This is a genomic window from Blautia sp. TF10-30 (assembly GCF_003481245.1).
Taxonomy (GTDB): domain Bacteria; phylum Bacillota; class Clostridia; order Lachnospirales; family Lachnospiraceae; genus Fusicatenibacter; species Fusicatenibacter saccharivorans.
Genome location: NZ_QUKM01000009.1, coordinates 135300 through 148555, shown reverse-complemented (window position 1 = coordinate 148555; position 13256 = coordinate 135300). Strand labels below are relative to the sequence as shown.

The 13256-nt window shown below is 46.0% G+C and carries 12 protein-coding genes and 2 pseudogenes; 3 read left to right on the top strand and 11 right to left on the bottom strand.

The features are described 5' to 3' along the window. Positions 1–170 precede the first annotated feature (170 nt). The 4 genes and pseudogenes from DXD02_RS10085 to DXD02_RS16255 all read right to left on the bottom strand — a co-directional run. Positions 171–2057, bottom strand: coding sequence for a phage tail tip lysozyme (locus DXD02_RS10085; RefSeq protein WP_118666801.1), 1887 nt, complete (start codon positions 2055–2057; stop codon positions 171–173). 281 nt (positions 2058–2338) lie between these two features. Next, complete coding sequence (locus tag DXD02_RS10080; RefSeq protein ID WP_118666800.1) at positions 2339–3577, bottom strand: MYG1 family protein; 1239 nt, start codon at positions 3575–3577, stop codon at positions 2339–2341. 229 nt (positions 3578–3806) lie between these two features. Next, on the bottom strand, positions 3807–4019 hold the full coding sequence (locus DXD02_RS10075; RefSeq protein WP_022461118.1) for a ferrous iron transport protein A: 213 nt from the start codon (positions 4017–4019) through the stop codon (positions 3807–3809). A gap of 79 nt (positions 4020–4098) precedes the next feature. After that, positions 4099–4218 (bottom strand): annotated as a pseudogene (locus DXD02_RS16255) (DUF6783 domain-containing protein); the annotation flags it as partial. Here DXD02_RS16255 and DXD02_RS16250 point away from each other — a divergent pair. Further along, a pseudogene (locus DXD02_RS16250) lies at positions 4168–4314 on the top strand (DUF6783 domain-containing protein). The pseudogenes DXD02_RS16255 and DXD02_RS16250 overlap by 51 nt on opposite strands. Here DXD02_RS16250 and DXD02_RS10065 read toward each other — a convergent pair. The 4 genes from DXD02_RS10065 to DXD02_RS10050 form a co-directional block, all read right to left on the bottom strand. Further along, positions 4298–5044, bottom strand: a complete 747-nt coding sequence (locus DXD02_RS10065) for a sulfite exporter TauE/SafE family protein (protein ID WP_118666799.1) — start codon at positions 5042–5044, stop codon at positions 4298–4300. The pseudogene DXD02_RS16250 and the gene DXD02_RS10065 overlap by 17 nt on opposite strands. A 15-nt stretch (positions 5045–5059) precedes the next feature. Next, complete coding sequence (locus DXD02_RS10060) at positions 5060–6385, bottom strand: amidohydrolase family protein (protein ID WP_118666798.1); 1326 nt, start codon at positions 6383–6385, stop codon at positions 5060–5062. Between the two features lie 94 nt (positions 6386–6479). Further along, complete coding sequence (locus DXD02_RS10055; protein ID WP_118594457.1) at positions 6480–6926, bottom strand: hypothetical protein; 447 nt, start codon at positions 6924–6926, stop codon at positions 6480–6482. 3 nt (positions 6927–6929) lie between these two features. Further along, positions 6930–7796 (bottom strand): DUF3100 domain-containing protein, encoded by an 867-nt coding sequence (locus DXD02_RS10050; RefSeq protein WP_118594458.1) that lies wholly within the window; start codon positions 7794–7796, stop codon positions 6930–6932. 294 nt (positions 7797–8090) lie between these two features. Here DXD02_RS10050 and DXD02_RS10045 point away from each other — a divergent pair, with 294 nt between their 5' ends. Further along, on the top strand, positions 8091–8789 hold the full coding sequence (locus DXD02_RS10045; RefSeq protein WP_118666797.1) for a Crp/Fnr family transcriptional regulator: 699 nt from the start codon (positions 8091–8093) through the stop codon (positions 8787–8789). 163 nt (positions 8790–8952) lie between these two features. Here the strand turns inward: DXD02_RS10045 and DXD02_RS10040 are convergent, their stop codons facing one another. Both DXD02_RS10040 and DXD02_RS10035 read right to left on the bottom strand, forming a co-directional pair. Further along, on the bottom strand, positions 8953–9978 hold the full coding sequence (locus DXD02_RS10040) for a U32 family peptidase (protein ID WP_118666796.1): 1026 nt from the start codon (positions 9976–9978) through the stop codon (positions 8953–8955). Beyond that, entirely contained in the window at positions 9975–11678 is a 1704-nt protein-coding gene (locus DXD02_RS10035; RefSeq protein ID WP_118666795.1) for an AAA family ATPase, read from the bottom strand. Before DXD02_RS10035 ends, DXD02_RS10040 begins: the two co-directional genes overlap by 4 nt. 433 nt (positions 11679–12111) lie before the next feature. Here DXD02_RS10035 and DXD02_RS10030 point away from each other — a divergent pair, with 433 nt between their 5' ends. Then, a complete protein-coding gene (locus DXD02_RS10030) occupies positions 12112–12480 on the top strand; it encodes a PBECR3 domain-containing polyvalent protein (protein ID WP_118666794.1) in 369 nt (122 codons plus the stop codon). A 318-nt stretch (positions 12481–12798) separates the two neighbouring features. On the opposite strand, the gene DXD02_RS10025 is transcribed toward DXD02_RS10030, so the two are convergent. Beyond that, positions 12799–13194: a hypothetical protein gene (locus DXD02_RS10025; RefSeq protein WP_082424974.1), complete on the bottom strand. Its 396-nt coding sequence runs from the start codon at positions 13192–13194 to the stop codon at positions 12799–12801. Between the last annotated feature and the right edge of the window lie 62 nt (positions 13195–13256).

The following is a 13256-nucleotide window of genomic DNA, read 5'->3' as shown; positions in this document are numbered from 1 at the left end:
TAAAGTTTTTTAACTTTCTTCAATTTTAGTATTGACTTTTTATTTGCAGGCTACTAAAGTAACGAGAATGCGACGCGCCGTTTTCAATTATTTTACTGTAAGAAAGTCCTCCACACAGAATCTTTCTGCTGTGGAGGACTTTCTTTAACACGTTTTCATCATCTGTTCGTTTATTCTACATCTACCGGCGAATCATACGATTCCATAACATTGTAGATCTGTTCTGCTGCTGTTGTACGCAGTTTCTGCTGTGTGCTCTGGTTTGCGCATTTTTCGTATTCACGCATAAAGGCAGTTGCTGCGGTGTCAACATCTTCGGCATTTTTCAGTCTGTCCAGCAGATTCGGATTGTAGTCGGAAAGGTAGGCCATCAGACTGTCGAGCTGGCCGGACAGGCTTCCAAGGCTCTTTCCAAGATCAATGGTATATCGGCACAGATACTCTTTGATCGTTGGATCTGTAAAACCACAGAGACCATATCCATATCTTCCGCCACTGTAAAGGCCAAAACGGGAACTTCGGATCACTTCGTCACGGGAAATGATTCCGGCATCAACAAGGTTCGTGTACTGCTCTCCGCTCAGGCTTGTGCGGCTGGTAGAGCCATACTCAAGCAGTGTCGGATTGAGGTCTGTGGATGCCTCGTTTGCAATATTTCCCATAATACCGGCGGCTCCTTCTTTTGTAAATCCGTGCATCAGGAAGTAATTCCAGATCTTTTCTGCGTTCGTTCCACCGATTTCATCGTCGGCTGCAAAACGACGGATCGTCAGAATCGTGTCACAGTCCACCGGGCGGTCGCAGGTGATACCGGCGTTTTCGTTCAGCGCTTCTACGATTTTTCCTTCTCCGTCATACAGCGCCACATGGCCATTATAGCAAATAACATCGCCTGCGCGTGCCTCATCCAGGCTTGCAACCTCCGTTCCAAGGCTGCGCCATCCGCCGGAGGTCGTATATTCACCGTCGTACGCACCGCAACGGGTCAGAATCTGCCATACAAAATGAGAGCAGTCAATACCGTCCGTCAGGGAGTTTCCACCCCAGACGTATGGTCTGCCAACGAACTGTTTTGCAAATGTGATAATACCGTTTCCGGTTGAGGTTTTTACTTCATAAACCGTTTCTTTTTTATAGGGAAAGGCTTCATTTTCAGACGGATCGATCACCTGATCCGCCAGTTTCATCTGATCCTCTCCGGTGCCGGTTACATATTCCAGCGCCTCTTTTCCCTGCTGCAGATAATCCGTACGGACAAAGCCGCGGACGTCGCCCGATTCAATATAAACCCACTCCTGATCCGCATCGGCGATCACAAAGCAGAGTGCCTTTGCCGGAAGTGTTCCCACGATCCGTGCGCTGGTGGAACCGCTTTCGCGGACGTTTAATCTGGTATCGACCTTTGCGTAGGCGTACGCTTTGTCGACCTGTGCGAAACCTGCGCGGAGATCTTTTTTCATGGAGCTGATATATTTTCCGTAATCAATCGTCTGAATCCAGTCATCCGCCTGTGTCTCATCATTTTTCGGTGTTTCTGTCGGTGCTGGTGCAGGCGTCTCGGTTGGCACCGGTGTTTCAGTTGGTTCCGGGGTTTCGGACGGGGCTGGAGTCGGCGTTTCACTTGGGGATGGCGTTACCGACGGTTCTGGAGTTTCGCCTGGAGTTGGTTCCGGGGTTTCACTTGGAGATGGCTCCGGCATCTCGCCTGGATTCGGGTCTTCCGGTGTCTCCGTTGGATTCGGATCCTCTGTCGGTTCTGGCGTTTCCGGTACTTCTGGCTCCTCTGTGGAAGCGGCATTTTCATCCTGAGATGGTACGGACGGTTCTTCTGCTGGTGTCTCGGTTTCCTGTGTTTCTACAGCCGGAACAACGGCTTCTTCTGTGTTTCCGTTTTCCGTTTCACTTTGCGTGGCCGGTGCATCCGCCTGATCTTTCTGCGTTTCCTGCACCGTTTTCGCTGTCTCCTCTGCATGCGCCGGTGCAGCCGAACCGAGAAGCATTCCGGCTGCCACGCCGAACGCTGTTACCGTTGTGCCAAATTTTTTCTTTGAAATCATATATGTTTTGCTCTCCTCTCTGCTGTTTGTCGATTTCTGCCTGCCATTTTCTGCTTTTGAGGCCGTTCGGATGAAATCACAAAAATGTATCGTTCCTGTAAAGTCTGGCCTCTTTTTTTTGAAGATAAACCAAAAATGATATCATTCGTTTTCATTGTGCAAAAAATTTCACGTATTTTCTATATTGTATCACAGACAACAGCAGATGCAAAGAAACAGATCACATATTGAGGAATTTTTCTGTTTAACGCGTGAAATTGAGAGAGATTCTCTGTAAATTCTCAGGAACCGGACGGAATGCGGATCAGAAGCCGTTTTCCATTCTGCTCTGATACCGTCAGAACCGGAATATGTTTCTTGCGGAGCTGGTGCATGACCGGATAGGCCGCAAAGAGATCACCGCTGACACAGACAGCCTCCGGCTTTTCTTTTAACAGGTCCGACAGGTATTCCCGCAGGCGTATCTTCCATTCTGCTTTTTCAAGTGATGACACGGCATAACTGCCACAGATGTTCAGTTCCGGGGCCTCCAGCAGCGGTTTATGAAGAATAACTGCATGCTCCATGCCCGGCATCTGCCGCAAAAGCGCGTCATCCGCATCAATCGCATCGGTACCGATGTGGATCAGAACCGGTGCTTTTGGCATTCCCGCAAGGCTGATGCGACAGGCAGCGACGGCATCGTCAAGCGTTTCTGCGGTGAGAAGAAATCCTCCTTTGTGGCAGAAAGACACATCGGAAAGCCCAGTCGCTTCCTGCAGTGCTTCTTTTTCCAGGCCAAGCCATGTTTCCGGAAAATCATACTTGTAATTGGATGAATTTTCTTTTCGAACCGGCTGCACGCAGTAACCGCCGCGGTTCGATGGGAATATCAGAAATGCAATTTCAGTCGCGGAAAGCTGTTTCTGACATGGAAAAAATTCCGACAGAATCAGAATCTTTTCATCCATTGTTCCTGCCTTTTTCTCCGCTGCAATCCGCTTCCTGTGTTCGGCAAGAAGAGCTGCAAACTGCTGCTCCGCCCGCTCATCCGCACGAAAACGCTCCCATTTATGTTCCAAAATCCGTCCGGCCACTGCCACCGCTTCCAGGAAAGCAGCATCGCTTCCGCTGTTATCATCCCATACCGGATTGAACATGCCGATCATACTGGCGAGTTCATTCTTTTCTCCTGTATTATCATTGAGATCGAGCGGCTGTACAAACTTCTCGTCAAACCGCGCGGCCATCTCCGGACTTAAAATTTCTGTGCCAAGTGCCTCCCATAAAAGGCCAAACGCCGCGTACGGAACCTGGTTTTCCCGGATCCGGCTGTCTTTCTGGTGATGGTCGTATTCTCCTCTTCCAATATCAAAAACAATCCCGGCAAAATCCTCCGGCACACGATTTCCGCGCTGGATAGTAAGCTGCGGATTAAAATGCAGAAGCAGTGCCGCAGAGAACACATCATCCGCATGAAATTTTCCGCCGTGCGTAAAAGCAGCGGCATGTTCTTTTTGTATCTGTTCTAATAATGTCATAAAATTCCAACTTCCTTTTTCTTAAGATCTGCTCTATTTTACTCTATCTGGCGGCTGTTTCGCAACGGTTCTATGTAAAGAAAAGCTTGAAAACTTCCTGGCACATATTTATTAAAAATCTTTTCCGTAGTCTGCACACTTATCTACGAAAATTCTTTTGTGGGTATTTGGAAAATCAAAATGAGCGGCTCCTCTTCCAAGGTTCCGCTCATTTTGATTTTTCTTCCTTTCATACCTGAATCCGGTCTGCAGCTGCATCACACATTGCAATCCGTTTTCCATCCATGCCAAGGATCAATCCACCGTTTATTCTCTGGATGACCTGTACGGTGCTGCCTTCTTTGATTTTACGGCTTCGGAGGAAATCCAGAACATCAGGGATTCCAAACATCCATTTGATGGTACAGATATCACCGGTTTTTTTCTTTGAAAGTGCCTGCATGGTATCCCTCCTTTTTACTTTTTCTATATTGTATTCCCTAAGGAAATATTTAGTCAATAAGAACAATTGGGATACGCTTCTAACTAAAGTTTGTGTGCAAAGCGCTAGAGTGTGTTTGAAAAAGACTTTTCGTAGTCTGCATGTTCCAATTTGTGGGAGATTTTGTCTGAATGAAGGAGGCGTAGCGGGCTACGGCGACTGAATGAGGGCAAAATATACCGCAAAGTGGGGCGTGCAGGCTGCGGAAATGGTTTTTCAAACACACTCTAGTTTTTCAATCAGAGAAAGAGTTTGATGCACGCGATCGCAATCGAAGCCACAGCCACGATCCGTTTCAGCAGCGTCTGGTTGATTTTCGTTGCATTTTTGCTTCCGGCAAAGACACCGATGCCATGTGCGACCAGGAGCACCGGCAGAAGCAGGAAGACTTCTTTATTTCCGGCCGCTGCGATCAGATAACCTGCCGCCGACGGTACGGCGATGAAAATTGAATCAAACAGAGAAATACCGACTGCAGTGTGCGCCGGAATACCGAGCAGTGTCAGAATCGGCATTACAAGCACCGGTCCGCCTGCACCGGAGGCGGCACAGACAGCACCGGTTACAGCACCAAGTACCAAGTAAAACGGAACGCTCTGGACTGCTTTTTTCTCTGTATTTCCTGGCTTGTCTTTCCGAAGCAGGATGGAAATTCCGGAGAGCAGAACAACGAGATATAGAATTATTTTCATCGTGTCCGCCGGAATCAGAAGGTTGATCTTGACACCGGCAAGCGCGCCGACAAAACTTCCGGCCGAGAGTACACCGGCCGTTTTCAGGTCAAGGTTCCCGCTCTTATAATAATTTACCGATCCCAGAATGCCGGAAATCAGAAATGCTGCAAAACTGAGCGCCAGAGACGCGGAGGATGGCATATCCAGGAATCCGGTGTAGAACATCGGAAGCAGAAATCCTGCGATTCCCGTCAGGCCGATACAACCGCCGACCACGAAATTCAGAAGGATCATCAAAATCAGATTTAACATAACTATAGATTCTCCTTATGGTGTAATTTTTTCAGCTTGTTCAAAATACCGCTCTGCCTTAGCAAGAATCCGTGCCTCATCAAGGGTCTGCACGGCATGGTCTTTCATCAAAATTTTTCCACGTACTACATTGTCGCAGACATCCGCTGCTGTCACGCACTCGAGCAGTGTATTGACAAGATTTCCGGTCGGATACAGATGCGGCTGGCGAAGCGAAATCGTGATAAAGTCCGCCTCTTTTCCAACAGCGATACTTCCGCCGTTTTCATGCAGATAGTCATATCCGCCCTGTGTCGCCATGCGGATGATTTTCGCTGCTGGCATAACGGCCGCCTCGCTGATGCCGACACCGCGTCCGACATTCATCACGGAGCGGAAAATCTTCATCTCATTCCATAGACTGAGTCCGCCATGTGCCGCACCATCCGTTCCAAGGCCGACGGTGATGCCGCGCTGCAAAAGAGCCGGTGTATCCGGTATTCCCTTTCCGCAGTTGCTGAACGGGCAGTGGCACGTTTTCACATTATACTTTTTCAGCAGATCCTTCTCATTTTCCGAGAGCAGAATGCAGTGCGCCGCCAGAAAACGCTCATCCAGCACACCAAGCTTTTCCAGGTACTCGATTGGCCGCACTCCAAAACGCTGCAGAAAGAAATTGATCTCGTTCGGATATTCGTTCATATGCGCCTGCAGCAGGGCGCCACGCTCTTTCGCATGACCGGCTGCCTTTAAAATCAGCTCTTCTGTACAGCTGATCAAAGACCGAAGAGAATAGGCGACTTTTAAGTTCCCTTTTCCATGGTACGCGTCATACAGCGCATCTGTCTGCGCCACATTCTGATCGGCGGTATGGCGGATAACATCCGGCAGTGACGCATCATCCATGGTAGATGCAGATAACAGGCCACGCAGCCCGGACTGCAGATAGACATCTGCTGCGCTCTCCATAAAGTAGCTTCCTGCGTCCACAAACGACGTTGTTCCGGATTTGATCATCTCCAATGCCGCAAGTTCGGCACTAAGTTCCATCTTTTCCGGCGTCAGGGTACTCTCAAACGGCAGCATAATCCGCGTCCAGATCATTGGAAGCGCGTCGAGAATCTGTCCCTTTAAAAGCTGCTGCCCCGTGTGCATGTGGCTGTCGCAAAGGCCGGGCATCAGAAGCTTTCTGCTTCCGTCAAGAAGCTCAGTTTCCTTATTTCTGGAGAGCGTTATTTCTTCTCCTTCCTGATACGGACGGATGGCAGAAATGATCCCGTTCTCTGTTTCGACGGTCTGCCCTCTGGCGATTGTCATATCGGGCAGAAGCACAGAGGTATTCGTTACGATCAGTTTTCCCATAACTGGTTTCCTTTCTTTTTCTATAACAGCAGGAGCCTGCCTCATCCCATTTTCTGTCTGGGAAGAGCCGGGCTCCGTTTCTCTTGCGTAGTGTTTAAATCGTTCCTGTCAGCATCATGACAACCTGTGCAATCACAGCGGAACCGATAAAGGTTCCTGTCATAACAAAGACGCCGATCAGAATCATTTTCCATCCCTGTTTTGCGAAGGTTTTTACCTGGTCGCCGATGGAAATTCCGGCATACGCACCTACCATGGTAAGCGGAGCTGTAAAGTTAATTTTGCCGACTGCGTCGATCACAAACTGTCTTGCCGGTGAAATCGGAGATGCAGCAAGCAGGCCGAGAATGGAAACGTATGCTACAATCGGAAGCTTCAGCGGAATCAGTTTGCTTACCACAACACCGACACAGGAAATCGCCAGCAGAATCAGAATTCCCGGAAGAGAATCCAGAAAGTTTACCTGAAATCCAACCAGATTGGCAAGTCCGATTCCAAGACCGGACAGTAAAAATAAGAATCCCCATTCAATATATCTCATCGCTTATGCTTCCCCTTTCTTTTTTGCGGCACGTTTTTCTGCTCTTCTGTCTGCAAATTTTCCAAGCGTCGGTTCCAGTTTTCGATACAGGAAGTTGCAGAGCGGAATACCGACAAAAATGGCCATGTAAATTCCGTCGATACCGGAAATCGTTTCACTGGCGCTGGCAAGTGCAGAGATCTGGTTCGCCATCGTCGGATAAATCTCGGTCAGTGAAGCGGTGGCGCTCGCCATCATGATGCCGGCTCCAACGCCGGAGGCCATACCGAGAGCATACGGATGGAAAATATTCAACATTGCGATTACGGAAACCATAAATCCAAAATAGATGGTGCCGACCATACCGCCGACCACGTAAATGGAAAGGCTGCCACGCGCTTCCGGGGAATCCGGTCCGAACATATCGGTGATAAGAGCAAGGTTTGTTTCACGGTTGATCGAATGAGTGGCTCCGATCGCTTCCCGCTTTAAGCCGAGCAGAAGTGCCAGCGGCATTGCAAGAAGAATAGTTCCAAGGTTTCCGAACTCCTGTAACAGAAGTGCAGGACCAGCAGAAATGACCGTTTCAATGCTGGCTCCCGCATTGATGCCAAGCTTTGCAATAAACGGACAGATTGCCACAATAACGAGTTTTGATGCTGCTTTTACTTCCTTCGATTTTACGATTTTAGTCACCTGCGGACCGGACAGCACACCAAGAATCAATGCATAAAAAATCGGGAACAAAATAAAGTTTCCCGGTCCCAGCGGGATCTTGACCTGTCCGATGGAATCTGCGATCAGAATGAACACAAATGCCAGAACATAGATCTTCCACTCAGCCTGAATACGGCTTTTCAGTGATGAATACGCATACTTTTCCTTTTTCATAACATTCTCCTCCACCATTGCTCTTTTTATGGTTCATTTTTGTTCTGTCTTGCAGAACAAGATGTATTCTAGCGGATTCGCGGTATGAAAAAAAGGACATATGGGATGTTTTCGGGAAAATTTTTCTTCTTTTTTAGGATTTCTTTTCTTTTTTTGAAAAAGTCAGAGCCAGACATTGCGTCCATGAAAAAAAATGTGATATACTCACCGCAGTAGATGTCTGACCGCAAAATGAGCTATGCCAGACGCAAAACTGGTTTTGTGATTGCACCAAGGAAAGAGAGTCGAGAAAATATGACACTAGAAGAACTGATCGAAGAAGTTCCGGCACTTGCCCCCTATTTCGAGCATATGCCGGAAGAACTGCATAACCGTTACACGATCCGTGTCTACCCGCCGGGAACGATTATTCACCAGAAAGATTATAAACTGGAAAAGTTTGGCATCATCGCCAAAGGAGAGCACCGCGTCATCAATGAATTTCAGAATGGCAATGTTTTCATGATCGAAAAGAACGAACCGATCGATTTTGTCGGAGAAGTGACGATCCTGGCCGGAATGGAAAAGACTTCGGTTACAATCGAAACACTGACCGAGACAACCGTTGTCTATTTTCCCCGGAAAGACTTCGAGGACTGGATTGTCAAAGATATTCAGCTTCTGCGGCTGGTCGCCCACAAAATTGCATACAAGCTGTACCGCTCCTCCTATAACCGCGGCGCACGACTCTTCTATCCGCCAAACTTCCTGCTGCTCGACTACATTCTAAAACAGGCGGCGCACCTTGGCATCGAGCGAAAAAAAGAAATCATAATTCAGAAAACGCGGCAGGAGCTCTACGAAGAATGCGGTATTACCGTAAAAACGCTGGGACGAACGATCAGCAAACTAAAAGAGGATGGCGTGATTTCCCTGAAAAAAGGGAAAATCGCCATGACGCTGGAGCAGTATCATCTGGCGCAGAATACGATTCATCACTATGTTAATTATTAAAGCGTGCTAGAAAAATATTTCTCATTACGTTCTCCACTATTTCTTTAGATTAAGAAAGACCCTGCATACGCAGAGCCTTTCTTACATTTTCTTTCGAGGACTAACCCTTGATACAAAAATATGTCAATCCCAAATGCATTACTTCAGAAAGAGTTGACATATTTTATCTGGCATAGCACATGTGACTGCATCCATTTGGAAAAAGCTCTGCTTTCATCGCTCGGATATATTCTTCTTCCGTAGAAGAATCCTCCAGAATCTCCAGCGTGCGGCGCAGATTTCGGATATCACGCTCCATAAAATCGGTATAATTTCCCCGGCCTACCAGCTTCAGATGAGTGATTCCAGCATCGGAAAGCTGTTTTAATGTACACAGGCCGCAGCCGGTTGCGCCGCAGAGGTAACCATCTTCCGATACAGGATTCGTCAGTTCTGATGCAGAATCCCATTCGGATATAGAAATATTTTCTCCCGGACGATTTTTTTCTTGTTTTTCTAATTTAGATTCTGAAAGCGACATCGGTTTCTTCCAGTAAGGAACCCGGCAAAGATATCCCATTTCATCGCAGTGCAGGGAATTGCAGAAAGCACCACTGAACTGGCACAGTTCATTCAAAGCAAATGCCTCGAACTCCGTTGGATAAGTCCATTCTTTTCGAGCGGCTTCTTTCTGCGCAGTTATATGCCGAATCACTGCACGCATTTCCGAGATCGTATTTTTGCGCTGGAAAATGATCCTCTTCGGGTATTCTTTCGCAAAAACCTCTGTCATCGCAGAATTCACCGTTCCCAAATCCCCACTCAGATGCACCTCACAGTCGATCTTTTCTTTTCGCAGGTACACAAGCAGCGCGGGATCCGCAAGAATATAACTGTCAAACCCTATGCTGCGGCACTGTTGGATGATCTGCGCAATTTCTTCATACTGTTCCGGCCGGTAATACAGCGAATTGAACGCCAGATGCACTGGCTTCTGGTATTTCTGCACCATATTAGCCAGAATTTCCAGTTCACTGAACGATCCAATTTGTACGTTATAGTTTAAAACCTCTCTCCGATTCAGCGGCAGAACCGTTCCGTATTTTTCTGACCAGGAAAACGGAACGTAACCGCAGAACAGCTCGTCTGCACCGGCGCGGACGTAACGGGGATAGTCATCAATGGAGCCCAGGCCTGCTGTGATTTTCATAGTTTTTCCACCACCACTTTACACCGTTTTCTGCAGAATGCAATTCCATATGCAAGAATATCATTTCGTCCATCCTCGCGAAGTTCTATATCATATCTGCGGTCCTTGATCTGCTCCAGCGCTCTTTCACACGCCTGATTGAGATCATGCAGGGAGCGGACATCTTTCAATTCCACGATGATTCCCGCATCCGGATTTTTCGGTTTAAGCAGAATATCCGCAAAACCATCTCCAGATTCCCTGTTTGATTTCGCAACCCAGCCAGGATAATTTTTCAAAATACCAAGCAAAATGTCGTGATAAAAAATTTCCTTTTCTTCGTTCCGTGCCTTTGTATCGAAAACACGAATCGTTTCTCCAAGAAACATCGTCAGTTCCCGCTGGATCGTCTCCGCCTTTCCTTCCAGAAATCCCTGATTAATTTTATCTATAGATGCTCTGTTGTTCGCAACGATCTGATTAAACCATTCGCGGATCTGCTGAACAAAAACTTCGCGGATTTCCTGATTCGGAATGATCAGCTTGTACACGCCATTGTCAGCTTTTCCAAGCCGTGTGAGATATCCGGTTGTGAAAAGCACACTCCATATGTTGTCGATGCTGTTATCAATTTCGTTATACGTCAAATCCGAACGAATTCTCTTTTCAACTGCATTTCCCGCAATCAACTGTTCGATCTCGTCTTTTGTCGTGATATCAGCCTGTTCAATAAAGCGTTTCACAAGATCATTTCCGCTGCTGTTGATCCAATAGGACTTAGGCTGCACATTTGGATCGCTCACTAAATCGTCCACATAGTTAATCACATCCCACGGACAATAGATATCTGCGTCGCCGAAATGATAACCGTCATACCACTCTTTCACTTTCTCGAAATGTTCCTGCAGATTGTAATTTGCGAGAAGTTTTTTTATCTCTTCATTCGTAAAGCCGAACTCTTCCTCATAGCGAACGTCGTCTGCTGCATAAACTTTGAAGTTGTTCAATCCTGTAAAGATACTTTCTTTGGAAACCCGGAGACATCCTGTCAGTACAGCAAATTGCAGATCATCATTCGTCTTCAGCGCCTGTCCGAACAATCCCCGAATCAGTGAAACCATTTCTTTATAGTATCCATGCTGAAATGCTTTGTCGAGAGGAACATCATATTCATCAATCAAAATCATGGCCTTCTGACCATAATGTCGGCATAACAGCTGTGATAATGTCTGCAGACTGGAGACAAGCATATCCTCATCCATGGAATATTTACCATTCACTAAATGGATGATCGCCCGATATTTGCTCCGCTCATTTTCCGTCAGTTTTTCACTGTCCGCTAAAAATGCAAATCGCTCTGCTTCCACCCCGATCAACTCTGTTAAACGGTATTTTGCGGCTTCAAAAGATAAGCCGTCAATTCCTTTGAGTGACAGGAAAATAACGGGGTACTTTCCCATATATTCCTCACACAGCTTTTGGTTCCGGGAAATATAGAGACCATCAAACAGCGTTCGATCTGTTCCAATTTCAAAAAAACTCTTAAGCATACTCATGTTTAAGGTTTTTCCAAATCGGCGTGGTCTGGTAAAAAGATTCACCTTGCTCCAGTTTTCAAGAAGCTGTTCAATTAATTTTGTTTTATCTACATAGTAGAACCCGGATTTTTGAATTTCCTGAAAATTTTCAAGTCCAACCGGCAATTTCTTCCATTCTGCCATATCTGCATGCTCCCTTCTGAAGCTAATCTCTGGAGTAAACTGTCTGTTTTCTTTCATCTACCACAATGCATTTTAATTTTAACATTTGGCAGATCAAATCGCAAGCCGATCTCTTTTTATTATTTCAGAAAACTTTTCATCACCATTCTTTGTATCTTTTACCGAATGAATTCCTTTCGTTAAACACTCACGTTATTTGTTCATACTTTTATCTTGACTTTTTTTCCTGTGTAACTTATCATACAAATTAAGAAATGAGTTTTCACTGGGTAGGGCTCATGCCTGACAGAACTTGCTCATTTTTTTTATTTTCATGATATCCTTAAGATGTTGAATAGAAGAGAAAAAACTGAAAACAACTGATATATGAAATAAGTCAGATCTTCCTTATTCCGCAGTAAGCATAATATCGAAAAGAGGTGTTTCGAAAAATATGCGAAAGAAAATCGGCGTTTTTTCAGCGCAAATCATAGAAATACTTGAATTGAACATTCCAGCTGGAACACCTATTTATATAGCAGATTCCAATATAAAACATATGAAAACTTCCCATCCTGATGATTTCGCACAATACGGCAGCGAATTAAATAATATCATTGCCAATCCTGATTATGTTGGAAAAAACGCAAAAGATGATTCTATAGAATTCACAAAAGAATACTACATAAATGGAGAATACGTAAAAGTAGCTGTCAGAATATCCACTCATAATATTTATTACGCGCGTTCAATGTACGTATTGAATCCCAAACGAGTTAAAAATTTTATTGCCAAGGGAACTTTAAAAAAACTTGACAAATAAATAAGCTATTGTATAATAACATTGTAAGAGCATAGAATATATTGAATGAAAGCAGAGGACGGAACGGGCAGCCGTCACCCTAGTTGGAGATGTGGGAATGTCACCCCACCTATTTCATTCAACATATTAAGGGGCTGCTGTTTTAACGAACAAAGATTCGTGAAACAGCAGCTTTATTTTTGTTACCGGAAAAGGGTGCTCTGAATCTTTGGAAAGCATGCACTATTGCATTGGTGCATATGTCAACCATCAATCCCACGCTGGAGATCCGTAAATCCCATCGCCAGATAAACTTTTTTAAAACCGGAAGCATCTGCATCATTCAGCATGATGGAATATCTCGACAAGCTGACGGATGATCTCTGGTGATGCACCGGGAAATATTTCCGCTGACAGCCCTTTTGTGTTTTGAATGTGAACGACAGGTTCCATGCCGGTCACAGGGCTGGCAAGTGTTTGTCTGCATAGGTCATGCTCTTTTGACACCGGGGCGGGCAGCTCTATAAAGGCTGGGGATTCTGCAGCCGGTATCTGATCCAGACATGCTTTACGCACACGCCGGAGCCGGTAATAATAATTAGATTTTGTGAGATTGTTCTGTACGCACCAGGTGTCAACATCCATGCCCGCCGGACGGTTCTGACAGGCACGAATTTGTTCTGCCCACTGCCGGATCCTGACCTGCTGCGCTATAAGACTGGTTTGCGTAGCCATACCATCCCTCCCTTAATTATAGTCAGTCTAAAAAGTTGAGTACTGAACTTTTTGGACTATGT

Bases quoted from the DNA above. Each gene is read 5' to 3' on its own strand.
- DXD02_RS10065 (WP_118666799.1), bottom strand. From the start codon at position 5,044: ATGTTAAATCTGATTTTGATGATCCTTCTGAATTTCGTGGTCGGCGGT.
- DXD02_RS10050 (WP_118594458.1), bottom strand. From the start codon at position 7,796: ATGAAAAAGGAAAAGTATGCGTATTCATCACTGAAAAGCCGTATTCAG.
- DXD02_RS10055 (WP_118594457.1), bottom strand. From the start codon at position 6,926: ATGAGATATATTGAATGGGGATTCTTATTTTTACTGTCCGGTCTTGGA.
- DXD02_RS10040 (WP_118666796.1), bottom strand. From the start codon at position 9,978: ATGAAAATCACAGCAGGCCTGGGCTCCATTGATGACTATCCCCGTTAC.
- DXD02_RS10025 (WP_082424974.1), bottom strand. From the start codon at position 13,194: ATGGCTACGCAAACCAGTCTTATAGCGCAGCAGGTCAGGATCCGGCAG.
- DXD02_RS10075 (WP_022461118.1), bottom strand. From the start codon at position 4,019: ATGCAGGCACTTTCAAAGAAAAAAACCGGTGATATCTGTACCATCAAA.
- DXD02_RS10030 (WP_118666794.1), top strand. From the start codon at position 12,112: ATGCGAAAGAAAATCGGCGTTTTTTCAGCGCAAATCATAGAAATACTT.
- DXD02_RS10060 (WP_118666798.1), bottom strand. From the start codon at position 6,385: ATGGGAAAACTGATCGTAACGAATACCTCTGTGCTTCTGCCCGATATG.
- DXD02_RS10080 (WP_118666800.1), bottom strand. From the start codon at position 3,577: ATGACATTATTAGAACAGATACAAAAAGAACATGCCGCTGCTTTTACG.
- DXD02_RS10085 (WP_118666801.1), bottom strand. From the start codon at position 2,057: ATGATTTCAAAGAAAAAATTTGGCACAACGGTAACAGCGTTCGGCGTG.
- DXD02_RS10035 (WP_118666795.1), bottom strand. From the start codon at position 11,678: ATGGCAGAATGGAAGAAATTGCCGGTTGGACTTGAAAATTTTCAGGAA.
- DXD02_RS10045 (WP_118666797.1), top strand. From the start codon at position 8,091: ATGACACTAGAAGAACTGATCGAAGAAGTTCCGGCACTTGCCCCCTAT.